Source organism: Sulfurospirillum sp. hDNRA2, assembly GCF_024206095.2.
Taxonomy (GTDB): Bacteria; Campylobacterota; Campylobacteria; order Campylobacterales; family Sulfurospirillaceae; genus Sulfurospirillum.
Genome location: NZ_CP159800.1, coordinates 1338631 through 1356405, shown reverse-complemented (window position 1 = coordinate 1356405; position 17775 = coordinate 1338631). Strand labels below are relative to the sequence as shown.

Genomic DNA, 17775 nt, shown 5'->3' with positions numbered 1-17775 from the left:
CGTTCTGAAGATATATTACATCATATTCATAGCACGAGAATAGCTTAGTTTGGTGACATACAACTTCTAAATAGCAGTCATTTTTTCACAAAAAATAAATGCCGTTAACTTTACGTGTCGTAAATTTTTTTTTGGATATAATAGAAATCATATCAAGCGTCTCAATAGAGGCAACGCATTGCAAAAGTCTTATATGCGCATCATTATATGTCGCTTTGTAAGGGCGTGTAAGAGGATACGGCAAAGTAAAACGTACGGAGTGAAAATGTTATGAAAATGGTGATATGGGTTTTGGTCTCGATTTTTTGTTTGTGCGGTTGTTCTTCTCATCCTGCCGACCCGAGAATTACGATGCAAGCACCTGCGTACGTCGACGAATTGCCATCGCGCGTCAATGAAAATATGGGTTCAAATCCCGGTAGTCTTTTTGGGCAAGGAGAAAATCCTCTCTTTTCCGATCGAAAAGCAATGAACGTTAACGATGTCGTAACGGTAACGATTACGGAAAAAACGGCACAAACTTCTACCGGGAAAAAAGCATTAACCAAAGAAGGATCGGATGCTTTAAATGCCGGTATTACGACAGCTTCCGGAGGCGGAGTGATGGGAAGCGTATCGAATCAGGTAAATAAATTGGGTAATATCGGCTTTACGGCCGGATCCAATAATTCGTTTACGGGAACGGGAAGCTCAACGCGTAACGAAAGTTTTGCCACGACGATTTCCGCACGTATCATTAAAGTGTTAAATAACGGGAACTACTTTATCGAAGGAAGTAGAGAACTGCTTTTAAACGGAGAAAAGCAGATTATTCAAGTCAGCGGCGTCATTCGACCGTATGACATCGATCAATACAATAATATTGATTCAAAATACATTGCCGATGCCAAAATACTCTACAAAACGGAAGGGGATATCGATCAAACGACGACCAAGCCGTGGGGTAGTAAATTTATGGAAACTATTTGGCCATTTTAAAAGAAGGATTATCATTGCAAGAAACGATTGCACCGAAATTTGCGGAAAAAGAGAAAATTTTTAAAGCAAAAGACATTATTGTAGCACTGAAGTATTTCGGTGCCAGTTTTGATAAAGTCAAAACCAATAACCCCGAACGTGCTCGCGCACTTGTTTTAGGCTATAAGGCTTGGCGATTGGGGCTTAACGAAGCTCATTTACGCTCATGCATCGATCATAAGGTCGATGATAAAGAAATTTTAAACGTGCTAGGTTATAAAGAAAAGAAGAGTATTCGCAGTTGGAGCATTTCGACTAAAATCAAAGAAGCCGATTATAAAATCAAAATTGAAAGGCTATGGTGTAAAAAGCTAGGTGCATTGTGCCTTATTGCGCACTTGACGCAAAAAGAGTTGATTGATCTGGCACAAGAGAAGTTTTCAGATACGCTCGAATGTGCTATTCCCAAAGAGTTCTAAGACGTAAACTTCACAAAGCTTTTGCTTTGTGAAGTCTCTTAATTCATTTTAACCGCTTTTGCCATATCCCACATCGGCATAAAAATACCTAATGCCATCAAAAGAACCATTCCCGCAATAAATCCCAACAAAATAGGCTCAATATAACTTGCGATATTGTCGATAATTTGATTAAAGCGCGATTTTAAATACAAGGTCACTTTTTCTAACATTTTATCCAACGTACCGCTTTGTTCACCCGCTTGAATCATCTGAACGAGCATCCCCTCAAAAAGAGCCGTATCTCGAAAAGCTTCGGTAAGCGATATACCGCGCTGTACCGAAACTTTAACGGCGGAAAGCCTTTTTTTAAGATGCGTATTGTCGAGTGTAAGTAATGAAGTGTCCAATGCATCGGCGATAGGAATACCCGCACGAATCAGCTCGGTAAAGACAAGGCAAAAACGGCTCAAAGTTGCATAAAAGATAATGTCGCCGATCAAGTAAGTCTTTAAAATATACCTGTCAAATCCTTTTTTAAACTCTTCGTTATTGTTTAAAAGGTATTTGAATAAAATAATCGTGCCGATAATACCGGCTAAAAGGTATAAACCGTATTGGTTAATCATCTGTTCCATAAAGAGTAAAATCTTGGTCGGAAGAGGGAGCTCTGCTTTAAGTTTGGAAAAGATGTCTTTAAATTTTGGAACGACGTAAACCATCAAAATCGTAAAGGCGATCGCGATGGCTACCACGACCGTAATAGGATAACGCATGGCTTTTTTAAATTTTTGCCTGTTTTCTTCGATTTCCTCTAAAATATCGGCAAGCTTTGCTAAAGACTCCGCCATATTACCGGTACTTTCACCTAATTCCACCAAGGCGATTGTTACGTCTCCGACGGTTTCACGATAGGGCATTAATGCCTGCGTTAAGCTCAAACCGGAGTTAAGATCGTCGTTAACGCTTGAAAAAATCTCTTTTAACGTTTTATCGACCGTTGCCGCCTCAACTTCTTTGACGCTGTCGTGAATTGAAATTCCGGCATTCGTCATAACGCTTAATTGGCGTATCGCGGCAATTAAACTTGTCATTTTGACTTTTTTACGTAAGATCGTATTTAAAAATTGATCTTTAAAGGCACTTAACTGATCTTCTAACGGTGCGGAAGTCTCTTTGACATTAACGATAATACCCGGAATTTTTATTTTGGCTATCGCAATGGCATCGTGTTTATTGGGAGACTTAATAATCGTTTTGCTTCTTTTGCCTTTGGAAAGGTAATTCACTTCGAAATATTTCATCCTTTTGCCACCCTTGCAATTTCATCAAATGTGGTTACGCCGTTTGCCGCACGTATAATACCGTCTTGGTACATGTCGATAAAACCCTCTTTTAATGCCTGTTCTTTTATTTCGCTTTTGCTAGCACCTTGGGCAATCATACTTGAAATTTTTTCACTAATGACGAGAATCTCCGAAATCATTTCTCTTCCGAGATATCCCGTTTGGGCACATTTTTCGCAACCGTTATTTTTATAAAATTGATACGTCGACGGTAACATGTCGTGAATCTCATCGTGCGCCGTCTTGGGTAGCGTGTATTTGCTTTTACAATAAGGACAAAGTTTTCGTATGAGTCTTTGAGCTTCGATAGCAATCAAAGAACCGCTAATTAAATAGGGCTCAATGCCCATATCGACGACCCTTGTAACGGCACTGATCGCATCGTTCGTGTGGAGTGTTGAAAACACAAGGTGCCCCGTTAATGCGGCTTGAACGGCAATGCGAAGCGTTTCGGTATCGCGGACCTCACCGATCATAATAATATCGGGATCTTGCCTCAAAATAGAACGCAAGGCCGAGGCAAACGTGAGATTAGCTTTTTCGTTCACCTGTACTTGTTGTGTTAAATTGAGTTGGTATTCCACCGGATCTTCTACGGTAATAATTTTGGTTTGTACGCTTTTAATCGCATTAAGTGCCGCATATAGTGTTGTTGTTTTACCGCTTCCCGTAGGTCCTGTAACAAAAATAATGCCGTAAGGCGAGCGCATCGATTGTGAAAACTTGGCATAATTTTTCGGATGCATTCCCAAATCTTCAATTTTTATCATCACTTTGGATTTGTCTAGAATACGAATGACGATAGACTCACCGTTAATGGTCGGAAGTGCCGAAATCCTAAAATCATACTCTCTTCCTAAAATGGTTGCCGAAAAACGTCCATCCTGAGGTTTTCTTTTTTCCGCAATATCCATATTGGAAAGAAGTTTCATACGAGATGCTAAGGGAGGATAGATATCTTTATCAAAAATAAATGTTTCCGTTAGCATGCCGTCGATCCTGCTTCGGACGATACAATTGTTTTCGGTCGGTTCGATGTGAATATCGCTGGCTCTTGCCAAGATAGAGGTTTTTAAGATAATTTCAATGAGTTTAAGAATACCGGAAGATTCTTGCGGATTTTCGACGGCACTGGAAGTAATCTCTTTTCGAATTTCGCCGATAAGCCCTTTAATACTCTCTCCCAATTCTATTTTAATAAGGTATTTATCGATTTGTACGGGATCGGCAATAATGATTTTCAGAAGCTTACGCGGAAAAAGACGTTGTACACCTTCTTGCGCATGAATATCCATCGGATCTTTGAGTGCCACAAAGATATTAATTTCATCTTCACGAATCGGTAAAGCTTTGTATTTCTTAAGTTGAGGGAAAGGTAACTTAGAAGCGAGTCGGTAATCGATATCGATCGAATCTAGATCCAAATACTCATAACTTAAATTTTTTGCCAATGCCTGTAAAAATCTCTCACTTTCTATAGCAAAATTGCTGTTAACGTCTTCAAGAGACAGATACCCTTTTTTGAAAAATTCGATTACTAAGATGAAAAGATCTTCTTTGGTAAAAAAACGATTTTCAAGTAAAATTTCGCCTAAAGCTTTTTGGTCATTTTGCTTTGCTTCATCTTGAATTCTATGAGCCGTATTTTCGTCAATGATGCGATTTTGGATCAAGTACGTTAATAAAGTCGTCGTAATATCACTCATGCTTCTGACCGTTACCTTTTCATTTCTAGATATGTATTATTTAGCTTGCTTCATAGCGTAAAACGTTATTGAATCGGTTCTCCCAATGTAATTTGGTTGAGCAAACTTTGTGCCGCTTGAGATTTTGTGTTTTTTAAATAGGTCTTTAACGCTAGAACAGCATCTTCTTTTTGTCCTAATTTGACTTTGGATTTAGCAAACCAAATCCAGCTTTTTTCATTTTCGGCATCAATATTATTGGCGATCAACGCCCATTTATTGCTCTCGACATAGTTTTTACTTAAATAATACTCTTCCGCCAACATTAAAGCAAAGACAATATTGTGCGTCGTATCGAATTTCTCTTTCAAATATGAAATTGAGTTGATCTCTTGGCTTTCAATCTTAATAACACCCTTGGGTTTGCTCTCTTCTAACGGAGGAGGCGGAGGCAATAGCGTAGCGTCGATTTGTTCTTCTTTATTGCGATAAAATGTTTGTTCTTCACTACTACCGTTACGTTTTAATACCGGCAAATCCAATTCGTTTTCCGCTTTCTTTTTTGCAGGCGGTGTATCGAAATCTTCGGGTGGCGGCGTATAGGATTTTTTATCCGATGTTGACGTTTTATTCAATGTATCCGGAAGGCGTAAGAGTAAAATCTCTTCTTTTGATTTTTCATGCACATCGGGAATCGTGTTCTCCGTTTGTGTCATATTGTTTTCCACTGCAAGCACGGGTGCGGATACACTACTACCGTTATTTTCTTTTTCTTGTATGCTTTCATGCGGTACTTGAACTTCTTGATGTGTTGGCACATCTGAACGATAAAAAAAGAAAAGCAAAGAGAACGTAGTGACTATGAATACGCCTATTAAAATCGATCCACTGTACAATAATGTTCTTTTTAATCGGTACTTCGATAGTTTTTTTTCAAGCTCATTGATTTCAGAATGGCTAAGCATGAAGCATTCCTAAGCTAATTCCGGCCATCTCAATATATTTGATATGCAAAGCATTGGCTTTAATTAAAGAGGGTTTATGCTGATCGTAATATTCTAAGATTTCGAAGAGTTTATACATCAGTTTGTTGATTGTACGTAGATTACCGGAAGTAAGGTGCGCAATCAATTTATAATGTTTTTCTCTAAATAAATTAAGATACTCAAAACGATTATGAAACAATAATTTTTTTTCAATATAGGTTTTAATCTCATTTAAAGAGGCATTATCGATTTCAATTGTTTCCCAAATACGCGTTTGGAAATAATCTTTAGCAAGAACGTCCTCCTTGTCCGTTTTATGAACCGTAAAGAGAAATTTAAAAAGCCTCGAATCTGCCATTAGACGAATTTTTTCGATAAGATCCGTCGGATAAAGCTGTGCTTCATCGATTAAAACGGTAATACCTTGTTCGGGAGAAGTGATGTGTTTGCCTACCAAGGCTAAAAACTCATTATAATTGGAAAATTCCGGAGAAGCTTTACCAAACGTTGCTTCGTATAAAGCTTTAATAAAAACTTTTTCGTCGAAAAAAGGCCTCGGGAAAAAAATAATACGCTTTTTTTGGCGTAAATCATTATAGATTTTTTGCAATAAAAACGTTTTTCCTGTCCCCGGTTTACCGTAAAACAAAATAAGTTTTAAAGGCTTATCCAACGTTTGTATCAATTTATCGTACGTCAATGCTGCCTTGTCTAAATTAATATAGTCAAATACTTCTCCATCGACAAAGATGGATTTTAGATCACTGTAATGGCTGTTCATAGACTTTTTGGCTATACCCAAGATCTTTAAGCGTTGTTTTATCCGTTCCTTTAGCACCGATAATACGTGGGGTAATAACAAAAACAAGTTCTGTCGTGCTAATCGTGTCGGCAGAATGTTTAAAGGCTTCACCGAGCAAAGGGATACTACTAAGAACAGGGACGTTACTTGCTTCTTTTCCTTTGGTATTGGCTATAAGTCCGCCTAAAATAATCGTACTGCCGTCTTTGACTTTTACAACCGTTGAAAGCTTTTTCTCGGTCGTGTCCGGAGCAATTTCACGAGGGTTTGTTGTTCGCGTGTCGTCGTCAGAATATTTAAAGTTACTCACGGAAGGGTTGATTCGCAAAATAATTTCATTATCTTCGGATATTTCAGGTGTAATATTGAGCAAAATACCTATAAAAATTGAATAATTAGTATAGGTGGTTGTTAATGTTGTTGTCGTTGTTGCCGTGTTGGTCGTATCTTCAGGTACACGATAATTAATGTTGTCTCCTACCGTGATCAGGGCTTGTTGATTATTCATTGTTAAAACTTTCGGACTGGATACGACGCGCGTATCTCCATTAGAGGCAAGAAAATCAACGAGACCGGAGATTGAAAAGACGGCATCGTTAACAACGGTTAAATTATTCATCACGGCACTATTCCCCGTTAGAGAGTCGTTGGCTCCAACTTGGGCATAAGGTTCTTTATGGTAGGCATTTAAATTGTTACTATTATTAAACATAGACGTACTGTTAATGCTAAGTTGGAATTTACTCCAATCAACGCCTGTTTTATTACTTGTACTTAATGCGACGGATAAGATTGATACATCGATAAGTACTTGTTTATGCAATCGCTCTTTGAGTAAGTCAATATATTCGGCAACACGATTGAGTTGCTTTTTTGTTGCAGTTACGGTAATAATGCCTGCACTTGCGTTAATAATAGGCGTTTGCACAGTATAGGATTCTGCTCCCGTATTTAAAACAGACATAAGCTCACTTGAAATCGTTTTCCAAAAATCGAAAGACTCATTAGAAGAAATGGAGTTTTGATTGGTACTAAGGTTTGCCCCGCTCGATGTACCGTTGCTACCGACTTCTTTAGGCGTAGCGTCTACTGAAGCATTGATAACTGCTTTACCTTCACGAACGGATGAAATATAATCGACTTTAAAAGATTTTGTTGAGAGTGCAGAAATTTTAAGAAAATTTTTATCATACGTATAGAAAAGGTCATTATCGTTAAGAACAATTTGAAAGACTTCGTCCAAAGAGAGATTTTTAATATTAATGCCGTTTAAATTTTTTGCTAGAATTTTTTCTGCTTCCGTATCTTTCACGACAATACTAAAATCGCATACTTCGGCTAATTCGGTTAACAATTCTGCACCCGTCGCTTTATTATTGGTTTTGATATTAAAAGTACGATGTTCACATGTTTTTGCTTTATCGACCGCCAAAACGGGAGATAGTGCAAATGCTATAATTGCCATACATGCAATAATATTATTTGGCAAAAATTTTAACATTACTCTCATCTTTCGTCCTTATAAAAAGTTCTTTTTTATCATTGTCGTTTTGTAATAGGGCACTATTTCGCGTAATTTTGACAAGCTTGTATGCTCCAACATCATCATTTTTCCCATACCAAACACCGTTAATTTTTGCTTTTGCCTCAAAAGTGGCTTCGAGCGTAAAAGTTTCTATTTTTGACGATGCGTTATGCTCCGAGACATTTAAATCGGATGAAAGTGAAACAAAAGGGTTTCCCAATGTATCCAAAAGAACAATATTCGCACCGATTCTTTTTTCTGCGATCTTCTCAAAAATAGTATCGTACGTTTTGACTTCATCATTTAACGTTAGATTGCTTTTTGCTTCGATCACCGCTACGATCGTACATGCTATGGCGATAATTGATAACACTGTTTTCAATATTTCATCCCCCAAACGGCAATGTTCAATTGTCCTTCAATATTTTTCTTTCCTGTACAGTTTAGCTCGTAAATATCGACGACTAATTCACTTTCTTCAATGGCATTCATAAATTTCATCGTGTTGACAAAAGGACCGTTAAAATCAACTTTTAAAGAGAGTATCTGTTCAATTTTTTGTAAACTCGGTTCATTGATTTTATTTTCGATGACTTTGATGCGTACGGCATATTTTTGGGCTAATTGCGTGATAGAATTTAAAAATTTTGCCCAATTTTCATCGTTAAAAAGAAGGTAGGAAAGCTCTTTTAATTTCGTATCGACATAAGCGTTCGTATACGTTGCTTTTTCAAGAAGAATTTTAGAATGCTCAATGTCGGATTTGATTTTAGTAATTAAAAAATTTTCATTGCCGTCTTTTGAAACCGAAGCTAAATATGATTGTTCATTTTTAAGTTTTTTTTCAGTTTCTTGCGCGCTTCGTAATGATTGTTTTAACAAGGATTCTGTGATTGGAAAAAGATAGCTATAGACTATAAAACCAACGACGGAAGCGAGCATGAAAAAAATTAAATACGTCTCGTTTTTTTTCTTTCCCGCAAAAAAAGCATCAATTTTATCAAAGAGTGAATCAAGGCTATTCATCATGCAATCCTATTGAAATGTTGCTACTATACAATTTACCTGCGTCGTCTTGAGCTATTTTATCGGTATTAATTTTATATTTTTTAAGTTCGGTAAGGTCTTGGATAAATTCTGTAATTTTTTTCTCACTTCTATTTTGAATGGATACTGTGAGTTGTTGGTTCTTAAAAACAATGTTTTCAACTTTGCTTCCGCTTTGGTTGGAAAGTTGAAATATCTCAAGAAGCATGGCGGCTTTCATCGGATAAGAGATTTTTTTACGGTAAATTTCCGAGAGCAATTTTTTTCTAAATTCAAATTTTGCCGTTTCATCTTTGAGAAGAACATCCACTTTCTCTTTTTCTGTTTTCAATGCCGCAATATCCTGACGAATTTTAGAGGTTTTTTGTAAAAGCGTATTGTATTCGTTAGTATTTTGTGCCGTTTGTAAACTTAAAAAAGAGTGGTAAGCAAATTGATAGGCGGGATAAATAAGACTCACGATTAAACTGGCTGCCAAAATTGCTAAAAGTTGTCCTACCGGTCTGTATTTTAGCGGAGGAGGACGTTTAAAAATCGAAAAGTTAAGTCGATCGTCGTGGTTGTCAAAATAAAGTTGTGCACTGAGCATCATCAGAATATGAATTTGATCGATATACCACTCTTTGGAATTAATAGCGATGCTAAAATTGAATTCAAACGATTCCAATCCTAAATAACTTCTTCCGTACTCGTCAATTCCTGAAAATGTTCCTATTTCTGAACCTAGAAAAATTTTATCGATATAATCGATATTGTAAGATCGTTTACAAAAAACTAAAACATCGTTGATATAAAGGAAAATTTCTCCGAAAAGCTGCATGAGGCTTTGTTGGTGTTGGCTGTTGGTTGCACGAAGTCCTTCATTGACGAGTAACTTATAAAAGTCTTCTTCATCGATTCTTTCGCCGATAAGTTCACAAAATTTTTCATTAATTTCTTTTAAAGAATAATGCAAAGATTTGGAATAAATATATTCGCCGCCTTTATAAATAGCTAAAAAAGCGTCGTTTTTTTGAAAATAGACGAAACAGTGCGTACCGTCAGGTTCAAGTAAATTTTTAGAGTATAACGCTTTGATTAAAAAGGGAGCCGGCGTCACGTAATCGATATAGCGCGTTTTTTCTTTGATCGGGGATAATTTAGCGTCAATTAACGCGGCATCGACGATAAAAACGTTAAATGAGCGATTTTTAGTATCTTTGGAATCCGTTTCGCTATACGTAATCGTATATTCTACGGATGTGTCTAGCGCCAACTCGTCGTAGACTTTGATTTCGATAGCATCTTTAAGATCGCTATCAGGGATATTTCGACTAATATCGATCGTTGCGCTAATCATATCCCGTGCGTAAAGATAAGAGATAAAAAATGCATTTTTATCGCTTTTTTCAAGCTTGTTCAGTTTGATTTCATTTTTTGAATAGGCATATGAGACAAGAGATGAAGGGTCGATGGAGACGATTTGCGAACTGTAACGTCTATCCTCTGGTATGGACATTTTTAAAACCCCTTTTATTTTAAAAATTAATCATTGTAGAACAATTATATCATAATATGTTATTGTCACTTTATTCTACTATATAACCTATTTTCTTCAATAATTCTTTATCTTGGCTCCAGCCTTGCTTCACAACGACGACAAGTTTCAAAAAGAGACGTTTTTGTGACAATTCTTCAATTAATCGACGAGCATGAGAGCCGATTCTTTTGAGCGTTTGCCCTTCTTTTCCGATAATAATACCCTTTTGGCTCTTTTTATCGACGACAATAGTAGCATAAATATGATCGATTGACTCTTTTTCTTCGACTTTATCGATTAAAACATCTGAAAAGTAGGGCACTTCATCGCTCGTGTATTCAAAAATCGCTTCACGAATCAGCTCTTTATAGATATCGCGAGAACGTTCCGTCGTCAATATTTCCGGATCGTATAAGTAAGGATGTTCCGGAATAAATCGACTAATCGTGTCTAAAAGATAGGATTGTGAGATTCCTTTTTTTACGGAAACGGGAATTAAGGCCGCAAATTTGTCTTGATAGGTTTGATATTGCGTTATTTTATCCAAAAGTACCGTTTGAGAAACGGTATCCGTTTTGGTTAAAAGAACGATGTGCGGTACGTCAGGCTTGGTTAAAGCTAAAAAATCTGCGTAGTGTTGCAGAGTATCGGTAACGGGGGTTAGAAACAAGATAAGATCGCAATCGCCCATTGCTTTCATGGCTTCTTCGAGCATAAATTGATTGAGGAGTCGTTCCTGTTCGTGGATACCCGGCGTATCGATAAAGATAATTTGAGCATTTTCATGCATGGCGATCATATTGAGTCGCTTGCGCGTTGCATTGGCTTTATGCGAAACCAAGGCAAGTTTTTCGCCGATAAGCCAGTTGAGTAGCGAGCTTTTACCGGCATTGGGGCGTCCGACGACGGCAACAAAGCCGACTTTTGTTTTAAGAGGTTCTATCATAATCCTACTTTATAAAATATAGCGACTGCTATCTTCGTTCTCAACGATAGCGTCTAATTTTTGGTGTACCAACTCTTTTGTGACGTAAAGGGTCTCGCCTTGATGTTCGTCGGCACTATAACTGATCTCTTCCAATACTTTTTCAATGACGGTATGCAATCTCCTAGCTCCGATATCTTCAGTTCTTTCGTTGGTTGTTTGCGCAATTTTCGCAATAGCACGAATCGCATCTTCTTCAAAAACCAACTCGACGCCTTCCGTTTTGAGTAACGCTTGATACTGACGAAGGAGCGAATTTTTAGGTTGCGTTAATATTTGGAAAAGAACCTCTTCGCTTAAGGCATTCAACTCGACGCGTAACGGAAATCGCCCTTGCAATTCGGGAATCAAATCGCTCGGTTTACTTAAGTGAAACGCACCTGCCGAAATAAAAAGTACGTGGTCGGTTTTAATCGTACCGAATTTCGTCGTAACGTCGCTGCCTTCGACAATGGGCAATAAATCACGTTGAACGCCTTCTTTGCTTGGATCGCTGCGGTTCGATTGTGAAGAGCTGACGGCTATTTTATCGATTTCGTCGATAAAAATAATACCGCCGTTTTGAGCTCGGTCTCTTGCTTCGCTTTTAATCGCTTCCATATCGAGTAATTTTTCGCTCGCTTCGAGTTTGAGTGCCTCTTTTGCATCTTTAACGCTCATCTCTTTTTTGATCGAACTTTGACCCGTGCCTAAAATTTTAATAAACGACTCTTGCACTTTGACCATTTCCGGCGGTAAAGAGGAGTCTCCCAAATCGTTATTACCTTGTGAAAGTTCGATTTCGATTTTGAGTTCGTCCAATTCTCCGTCGCGAAGTTTTTGGCGCATTTTTTCAAAGCTTCTTTCGTATTCGGCTTTTTTTTCTTCGCTCACGCCTTTGGGAAGCGGAGGAAGCAATTTTTCGATAATAATTTTTTCGACATGTAAGGCGATAGTTTCTTGATTTTTCTCTCGATGCTCTGCTTTTACTAGATTGATCGAAGCCATCATTAAGTCGCGAACCATCGATTCAACGTCTCGACCGACGAAACCGACTTCGGTGTATTTGCTAGCTTCCACTTTAACAAAAGGCAAAGAGAGCATTTTTGCCATTCTACGCGCAATCTCGGTTTTACCTACACCCGTAGAGCCGATCATAAGAATATTTTTCGGCATGACTTCATCGACCATATCGCCTTCGAGTAAAAGCCTGCGGTATCGATTGCGAAGGGCGATGGCGATGGCTTTTTTGGCGTTGGTTTGACCGATAATGTACTCATCCAAATAGGCAACAATTTGTTTGGGAGTTAAATTCATGAAGCACTCTTTTCTAAAACAAACGTTTTAATACGATCATTGGTGTAGATACACAATTCGCTTGCGATTTTAAGGCTCTCAAGAACGATGGTCTCTTCATCGAGTTTCGCATGCCTATCCAGAGCGCGAGCCGCCGCAATGGCATAGTTTCCGCCGCTACCGATTGCAGCGATTTTCCCGTCTTCAGGCTCGACCACGTCGCCGGTACCGCTTAAAATAAAAATATGATCGCAATCAAGTACGATCATCATCGCTTCCAGCCGACGCAACATCTTGTCTTTGCGCCACTCTTTGGAAAATTCGATCACCGATTTGTATAAGTCGCCTTTTTTTTGCTCTAAAATCGTTTCGAACATGTCAAAAAGGTTGAAAGCGTCGGCGGTACTTCCGGCAAAGCCCGTTAAGACTTTACCGTTGTAGAGTTTGCGAATTTTGGTGGCGTTGTTTTTAAGCACCGTATTGCCGAACGTGACTTGTCCGTCGCCGCCGATGACCGCTTTGTTTTCGCCTCGACATGCAAGAATGGTGGTTGCTTCAAACATTAATCTTACTCTCCGATAATGATAAGGGACAAGAGGGCGTGAATGCCGTGTCCTAATTTGATGCTGACGTCGAAATTGCCCGTCGTTTTGATCGCTTGATCAATTTCGACGGTTTTTTTATCGATTTCAATACCGTGTTGCGTTTTAAGTTCGTGCGCAATTTCATCTTTGGTAACGGCACCGAAAAGGCTACCGTTTGCCCCGAGTTTACGTTTGACGGTCAGTTTGAGCGTTGCTAATTTCGCTTGTATCGCTTTGAGGTTAGCGATCTCTTCTTCTTGCACGGCAGCTTTTTTACGTTGTTCCGCTTCGTATTTACGCATGACTTCGTTTGTCGCCAAAAGGGCAAACCCTTTTCCGATGAGGAAGTTTTGACCGTAACCGTCTTTGACCTCTTTAATTTCGCCTTTTTTTCCTAAATCTTTGACGTCTTTGATTAATAAAACTTTCATAGTATCTCCTTATGATTGATGCTAGAAGGCAGAGGAGCGTTTTTCAACTTTTCTCCGCCGTATTCGATAATTCCGCCGCTAAGGTGCGCTATTTTGGTAAAACCCATACGTTTGAGGCGCGGAATCAAACGAAAGGTTCGACTTGCATTCGTGCAGTAAAAAATCACTAAACGATCTTGTAATTTAAAAATCGCATTGAGTTGCGTATGAAGCGTCGAGGTCGGGAACACGCCGTCGGTTCCCTTAATGCTCGATGCCGTATACTCGTTTTTTTCGCGAACATCGATTAACCAAAACGAAACACGACCCTTTGCCCTCGCTTGAAGAAGTACATGTAACGCTTCCGAGCCTATTTCGTGGCTTCTTTCAATCTCTTGCAGACATAATTGACTCATCGACGTATCTTTCGGAGATCATCGGCACCGTAATGCCTTAATTTCCTTGTTTTTTTCTGTTTTTACCGCTAATAATAAAACGAAGCGCATTGAGTTTAATAAACCCTGCCGCATCTTTTTGATTGTAAACTTCGTCTTCTTCAAAGGTACAAAAAGCTTCGTTGAAGAGATTGTTGGTTTTAGAATCTCTGCCGATGACCGACACGTTACCTTTGTAAAGTTTCAATCTTACCGTGCCGTTGACGCCTTCTTGCGATTTATCGATCGCCGCTTGCATCATTTCGCGTTCGGGCGAAAACCAAAAGCCGTTGTAAATCGTTTTTGCGTAGCGCGGCATCAACTCGTCTTTAAAATGCGCCGCTTCACGGTCTAACGTAATGCTCTCGATCGCTCTGTGGGCACGAAGCATAATCGTACCGCCCGGAGTTTCGTAGCAACCTCGGCTTTTCATACCCACAAAGCGGTTCTCAACAATGTCGATACGTCCGATGCCGTGTTTGCATCCAAGAGCATTGAGCTTAGAAAGCATCGTTGCAGGAGAAAGCTTTTCGCCGTTGAGTGCGACTGGATCGCCTTTTTCGTACGTGAGTTCAATCACTTCGGATTGATCGGGCGCTTTTTCGGGGCTCACCGTCCATCGCCACATGTCTTCTTCCGGTTCGGCGGCAGGATTTTCAAGCACCAATCCTTCATAAGAGATATGCAATAAATTTGCATCCATCGAATAAGGCGATTTACCCGGCTTTTTCTCAATGCTGATACCGTTTTTCTCGGCATACGCCAATAATTTCTCGCGTGAATTTAGATCCCATTCTCTCCAAGGAGCGATAATCACAAGATCGGAATTCATACTAAGATACCCCATCTCGAAGCGTACTTGATCGTTTCCTTTACCTGTTGCACCGTGGCTTACGCCATCGGCTCCGACCATTGCCGCGATTTGCGCTTGACGTTTTGCGATTAAAGGTCGCGCGATAGACGTACCCAAAAGATACTCTCCTTCGTAAATCGCGTTGGCTCTAAACATCGGGAAAACGTAATCTCTTACAAACTCTTCTTTTAAGTCTTCGATAAAAATATTCTCGGGTTTAATGCCCAAAGAGATCGCTTTTTTGCGTGCTGGTTCCAACTCTTCGCCTTGACCGATGTCGGCGGTAAACGTGACGACCTCACATTGGTACTCGTCTTGGAGCCATTTTAAAATAATACTGGTATCAAGTCCGCCGGAGTATGCTAAAACCACTTTTTTGACATTTTTTTTCATCGTATGAATCCTCATAAAATTGATAGAATTTCGTGATAGTAGCGCAACTTTATAAAAACTTTGCTTATGCTCTAGGGGCGATTTGGCGGTCAAGCTCAAAAACCAAATTTAAATATTCTTTTGCTAGAATGGACGTTAAATCAAGGAAGAAAGATGCGAATCGATAAATTTTTAAACAGCGTCAATATCACGAAGCGAAGAGCCGTTTCCGAAGATATGTGTAAAAACGGCGTCGTCAGCATTAACGGCGTAACGGCCAAACCCGCTAAAGACGTTAAAGTAGGCGATATTATCACCGTGGCTTATCTTGAACGCTCCGTTCGATACGAAGTCGTGCAATTGCCGCAAACCAAAACCATACCTAAAACCCAACAAAACGACTACGTAAGGGAACTAAAATGAATTATCAAGAGGCATACGAAGCGTTTAACGCGTTGTTTGAAAATCAGCTTTCAAGCGAAGAAGCCGCGCGTTTTTTAGTCGAGCTTTACCATCGGGGAGAAAGCTTTGAAGAGATTGCCGCCGCGGCAAAAGTGATGCGCGAACACAGCGTTAAACTCGACATTCCACACGATTTAAAAACTGAAATCATCGATATCGTCGGAACGGGAGGAGATAAAAGCGGTACGTTCAATATATCAACCACGACCTCTATCGTTTTAAGTGCGCTCGGGTGTAAAGTCGCCAAGCACGGTAGCGGTTCGGCAACGAGTTTATCGGGAAGTGCCGATGTTTTAAGATCGCTCGGGCTCAATTTAAATTTAACGCCCGAAAAACAGGTTAAAATGCTTCAAGAGTGCGGTTTTGTTTTTATGTTTGCGATGAACCATCATCCGTGTATGAAACACATTATGCCGATTCGCCGCTCACTGCCGCATCGAACGATTTTTAACATGTTAGGACCGCTTGCCAATCCCGCGAATGCGCAAAAACAAGTTGTCGGCGTCTTTCACGTCGATTACGTCGAACGTTTTAGCAAAGCTTTACAAGCACTCGGTACGCAAAAGAGCATGGTGTTAAGTTCGCATGACGGCTTGGACGAAGTAGGGATGTCTGCTCCTACATTTTATATGATGATTGAAAATACGCAAATAAGCCAAGGCGAAATCGATCCTCAAGCTTACGGCTTCAAATCGGCCTCTTTGGAATCGATTCAAGGCGGCGATAGCGACCATAACGCTGACATTACGCGGGCTATTTTGAAAAACGAAGAAAAAGGTCCTAAGCGCGATGTTGTGTTACTAAACGGTGCATGCGCTTTGGTCGTCGATTCCAAAGCCAGAGATATTCAAGAAGGTATCGAAATGATGGATGCGGCGCTTACAAGCAAACAAGCGTGGGATAAGCTCGGCGAAATTATTAAACTCTCCTATTTAGTATGACGTACGAAACGACATGTGACGTGACGGGGCTTAGGGCACTGGCGCAAACGATTAGGGAGCAAATGGGAGAAGAGGGGATTTTATTGCTTCGAGGCGGTTTGGCAAGCGGAAAAACGACGTTTGTCCAAACGTTTGCCGCCGTTTTAGGCATTCGCGAACCCGTCTCTTCGCCGACCTTTTCCATTTTGCACGAATATGAAAACCGTTTGTTTCATTACGACATTTACCAATGCGGTACGGACGGATTCGTCAAAAGCGGTTTGATCGAAAAACTCGATAGCCGCGGATACCATCTGATCGAATGGGCCATGTCGGATTTTGAAGCCCTGTTAGGGCGCTTGGGCATTGCTTACGGCACGCTCGATATTGAAGAAAAAAACGATCAACGAACCTATAAGGTAAACATACATGCATACGCTTAAAGTAGAAAAACTTGAAAAAGTAATTAAAAAAACGCCGATCATCAAAGGCGTCTCCCTTGATGTCAAAAGCGGCGAAGTCGTCGGACTTTTAGGCCCTAACGGAGCCGGAAAAACGACGATGTTTTATATGATTTGCGGCCTGATAGAACCGACTTCGGGTGCGGTTTATTTCGATAACCAAGACGTGACGCATATTCCCTTACATGTCAGAGCCAAACAAGGTATCGGCTACTTGCCGCAAGAATCGAGTATTTTTAAAGATTTAAGCGTGGAAGAAAATATTATGCTTGCTGCGGAGATCGTTTACAGCAATAAAGAAGAGGCCGCCAAACGCGTCGAAGAACTCTTAAATCTTTTAAACATCGAACCGATTCGTAAACGTAACGGCGTGAGCCTTAGCGGCGGTGAACGACGCCGATGCGAAATCGCTCGCTCTTTGGTGTTGCATCCCAAATTTTTGCTTTTGGACGAACCTTTTGCGGGTGTCGACCCTTTGGCAGTCGCGGATATTCAAAGTATCGTCGAAGAGTTGGCAAAACTCAATATCGGCGTTTTGATTACCGATCACAACGTACGAGAGACGCTTGCAATTTGCGATCGTGCTTACGTTATCAAAGACGGAACTCTCCTTGCCAGCGGCAGTAGTGAAGAAGTGGCGCAAAATAAACTGGTGAAGACCTATTATCTCGGCGAAGATTTTCGATTTTAATTT

Annotated in this window: 20 protein-coding genes; 6 read left to right on the top strand and 14 right to left on the bottom strand. The window is 39.9% G+C overall.

Translation table 11 applies throughout. From position 1 onward, the window contains the following. Positions 1–270 precede the first annotated feature (270 nt). Together flgH and NL930_RS06820 are read left to right on the top strand one after the other, a co-directional pair. A complete protein-coding gene (gene flgH / locus NL930_RS06825) occupies positions 271–978 on the top strand; it encodes a flagellar basal body L-ring protein FlgH (protein WP_254376101.1) in 708 nt (235 codons plus the stop codon). A 14-nt stretch (positions 979–992) separates the two neighbouring features. Then, positions 993–1436 (top strand): hypothetical protein, encoded by a 444-nt coding sequence (locus NL930_RS06820; protein WP_039674583.1) that lies wholly within the window; start codon positions 993–995, stop codon positions 1434–1436. A 38-nt stretch (positions 1437–1474) separates the two neighbouring features. Here the strand turns inward: NL930_RS06820 and NL930_RS06815 are convergent, their stop codons facing one another. The 14 genes from NL930_RS06815 to NL930_RS06750 form a co-directional block, all read right to left on the bottom strand. Beyond that, the gene (locus NL930_RS06815; protein ID WP_254376100.1) at positions 1475–2719 is read right to left on the bottom strand and encodes a type II secretion system F family protein; all 1245 of its coding nucleotides are present in this window, start codon (positions 2717–2719) and stop codon (positions 1475–1477) included. Next, positions 2716–4467: a GspE/PulE family protein gene (locus NL930_RS06810; protein WP_254376099.1), complete on the bottom strand. Its 1752-nt coding sequence runs from the start codon at positions 4465–4467 to the stop codon at positions 2716–2718. Before NL930_RS06810 ends, NL930_RS06815 begins: the two co-directional genes overlap by 4 nt. Before the next feature lie 65 nt (positions 4468–4532). After that, on the bottom strand, positions 4533–5162 hold the full coding sequence (locus NL930_RS06805) for a CDC27 family protein (RefSeq protein ID WP_254376098.1): 630 nt from the start codon (positions 5160–5162) through the stop codon (positions 4533–4535). 241 nt (positions 5163–5403) lie between these two features. After that, on the bottom strand, positions 5404–6213 hold the full coding sequence (locus NL930_RS06800; protein WP_254376428.1) for an ATP-binding protein: 810 nt from the start codon (positions 6211–6213) through the stop codon (positions 5404–5406). Continuing rightward, entirely contained in the window at positions 6194–7744 is a 1551-nt protein-coding gene (gene mshL / locus NL930_RS06795) for a pilus (MSHA type) biogenesis protein MshL (RefSeq protein ID WP_254376097.1), read from the bottom strand. Before mshL ends, NL930_RS06800 begins: the two co-directional genes overlap by 20 nt. Further along, positions 7713–8141, bottom strand: a complete 429-nt coding sequence (locus NL930_RS06790) for a hypothetical protein (RefSeq protein ID WP_354672751.1) — start codon at positions 8139–8141, stop codon at positions 7713–7715. Before NL930_RS06790 ends, mshL begins: the two co-directional genes overlap by 32 nt. Continuing rightward, a complete protein-coding gene (locus tag NL930_RS06785; RefSeq protein ID WP_254376095.1) occupies positions 8138–8785 on the bottom strand; it encodes a hypothetical protein in 648 nt (215 codons plus the stop codon). The genes NL930_RS06790 and NL930_RS06785 overlap by 4 nt, the downstream gene beginning before the upstream one ends. After that, complete coding sequence (locus NL930_RS06780) at positions 8778–10304, bottom strand: hypothetical protein (protein WP_254376094.1); 1527 nt, start codon at positions 10302–10304, stop codon at positions 8778–8780. Before NL930_RS06780 ends, NL930_RS06785 begins: the two co-directional genes overlap by 8 nt. Before the next feature lie 70 nt (positions 10305–10374). Beyond that, a complete protein-coding gene (gene era, locus NL930_RS06775; RefSeq protein WP_254376093.1) occupies positions 10375–11271 on the bottom strand; it encodes a GTPase Era in 897 nt (298 codons plus the stop codon). Positions 11272–11280: 9 nt separating this feature from the next. Then, positions 11281–12606: an HslU--HslV peptidase ATPase subunit gene (gene hslU, locus NL930_RS06770; RefSeq protein ID WP_254376092.1), complete on the bottom strand. Its 1326-nt coding sequence runs from the start codon at positions 12604–12606 to the stop codon at positions 11281–11283. Continuing rightward, entirely contained in the window at positions 12603–13148 is a 546-nt protein-coding gene (gene hslV / locus NL930_RS06765; RefSeq protein WP_039674486.1) for an ATP-dependent protease subunit HslV, read from the bottom strand. Before hslV ends, hslU begins: the two co-directional genes overlap by 4 nt. Before the next feature lie 5 nt (positions 13149–13153). Beyond that, positions 13154–13600 carry a 50S ribosomal protein L9 gene (gene rplI / locus NL930_RS06760; protein ID WP_254376091.1) on the bottom strand — a complete coding sequence of 149 codons (447 nt, stop codon included), beginning with the start codon at positions 13598–13600 and terminating at the stop codon, positions 13154–13156. Continuing rightward, complete coding sequence (locus tag NL930_RS06755; protein WP_254376090.1) at positions 13597–13995, bottom strand: rhodanese-like domain-containing protein; 399 nt, start codon at positions 13993–13995, stop codon at positions 13597–13599. Before NL930_RS06755 ends, rplI begins: the two co-directional genes overlap by 4 nt. A gap of 37 nt (positions 13996–14032) precedes the next feature. After that, positions 14033–15259 (bottom strand): argininosuccinate synthase, encoded by a 1227-nt coding sequence (locus NL930_RS06750; protein WP_254376089.1) that lies wholly within the window; start codon positions 15257–15259, stop codon positions 14033–14035. Positions 15260–15412: 153 nt separating this feature from the next. Between NL930_RS06750 and NL930_RS06745 the strand changes: the two genes are divergently transcribed. From NL930_RS06745 to lptB, 4 genes are read left to right on the top strand one after another with little or no spacing between them, the layout of a single operon-like run. Then, entirely contained in the window at positions 15413–15661 is a 249-nt protein-coding gene (locus NL930_RS06745) for an RNA-binding S4 domain-containing protein (RefSeq protein WP_039674492.1), read from the top strand. Continuing rightward, positions 15658–16641: an anthranilate phosphoribosyltransferase gene (gene trpD / locus NL930_RS06740; protein ID WP_039674493.1), complete on the top strand. Its 984-nt coding sequence runs from the start codon at positions 15658–15660 to the stop codon at positions 16639–16641. Before NL930_RS06745 ends, trpD begins: the two co-directional genes overlap by 4 nt. After that, entirely contained in the window at positions 16638–17063 is a 426-nt protein-coding gene (gene tsaE / locus NL930_RS06735; protein ID WP_254376088.1) for a tRNA (adenosine(37)-N6)-threonylcarbamoyltransferase complex ATPase subunit type 1 TsaE, read from the top strand. The genes trpD and tsaE overlap by 4 nt, the downstream gene beginning before the upstream one ends. Next, on the top strand, positions 17050–17772 hold the full coding sequence (gene lptB, locus NL930_RS06730; protein ID WP_041961811.1) for an LPS export ABC transporter ATP-binding protein: 723 nt from the start codon (positions 17050–17052) through the stop codon (positions 17770–17772). Before tsaE ends, lptB begins: the two co-directional genes overlap by 14 nt. Positions 17773–17775 lie beyond the last annotated feature (3 nt).

Excerpts from the sequence above, each read along its gene's own strand:
- NL930_RS06785 (WP_254376095.1), bottom strand. The coding sequence starts at position 8,785 with ATGAATAGCCTTGATTCACTCTTTGATAAAATTGATGCTTTTTTTGCG.
- NL930_RS06755 (WP_254376090.1), bottom strand. The coding sequence starts at position 13,995 with ATGAGTCAATTATGTCTGCAAGAGATTGAAAGAAGCCACGAAATAGGC.
- NL930_RS06750 (WP_254376089.1), bottom strand. The coding sequence starts at position 15,259 with ATGAAAAAAAATGTCAAAAAAGTGGTTTTAGCATACTCCGGCGGACTT.
- NL930_RS06810 (WP_254376099.1), bottom strand. The coding sequence starts at position 4,467 with ATGAGTGATATTACGACGACTTTATTAACGTACTTGATCCAAAATCGC.
- NL930_RS06745 (WP_039674492.1), top strand. The coding sequence starts at position 15,413 with ATGCGAATCGATAAATTTTTAAACAGCGTCAATATCACGAAGCGAAGA.
- NL930_RS06815 (WP_254376100.1), bottom strand. The coding sequence starts at position 2,719 with ATGAAATATTTCGAAGTGAATTACCTTTCCAAAGGCAAAAGAAGCAAA.
- trpD (WP_039674493.1), top strand. The coding sequence starts at position 15,658 with ATGAATTATCAAGAGGCATACGAAGCGTTTAACGCGTTGTTTGAAAAT.
- NL930_RS06780 (WP_254376094.1), bottom strand. The coding sequence starts at position 10,304 with ATGTCCATACCAGAGGATAGACGTTACAGTTCGCAAATCGTCTCCATC.
- era (WP_254376093.1), bottom strand. The coding sequence starts at position 11,271 with ATGATAGAACCTCTTAAAACAAAAGTCGGCTTTGTTGCCGTCGTCGGA.
- rplI (WP_254376091.1), bottom strand. The coding sequence starts at position 13,600 with ATGAAAGTTTTATTAATCAAAGACGTCAAAGATTTAGGAAAAAAAGGC.
- tsaE (WP_254376088.1), top strand. The coding sequence starts at position 16,638 with ATGACGTACGAAACGACATGTGACGTGACGGGGCTTAGGGCACTGGCG.
- hslU (WP_254376092.1), bottom strand. The coding sequence starts at position 12,606 with ATGAATTTAACTCCCAAACAAATTGTTGCCTATTTGGATGAGTACATT.
- NL930_RS06805 (WP_254376098.1), bottom strand. The coding sequence starts at position 5,162 with ATGACACAAACGGAGAACACGATTCCCGATGTGCATGAAAAATCAAAA.
- flgH (WP_254376101.1), top strand. The coding sequence starts at position 271 with ATGAAAATGGTGATATGGGTTTTGGTCTCGATTTTTTGTTTGTGCGGT.
- hslV (WP_039674486.1), bottom strand. The coding sequence starts at position 13,148 with ATGTTTGAAGCAACCACCATTCTTGCATGTCGAGGCGAAAACAAAGCG.
- mshL (WP_254376097.1), bottom strand. The coding sequence starts at position 7,744 with ATGAGAGTAATGTTAAAATTTTTGCCAAATAATATTATTGCATGTATG.
- lptB (WP_041961811.1), top strand. The coding sequence starts at position 17,050 with ATGCATACGCTTAAAGTAGAAAAACTTGAAAAAGTAATTAAAAAAACG.
- NL930_RS06800 (WP_254376428.1), bottom strand. The coding sequence starts at position 6,213 with ATGAACAGCCATTACAGTGATCTAAAATCCATCTTTGTCGATGGAGAA.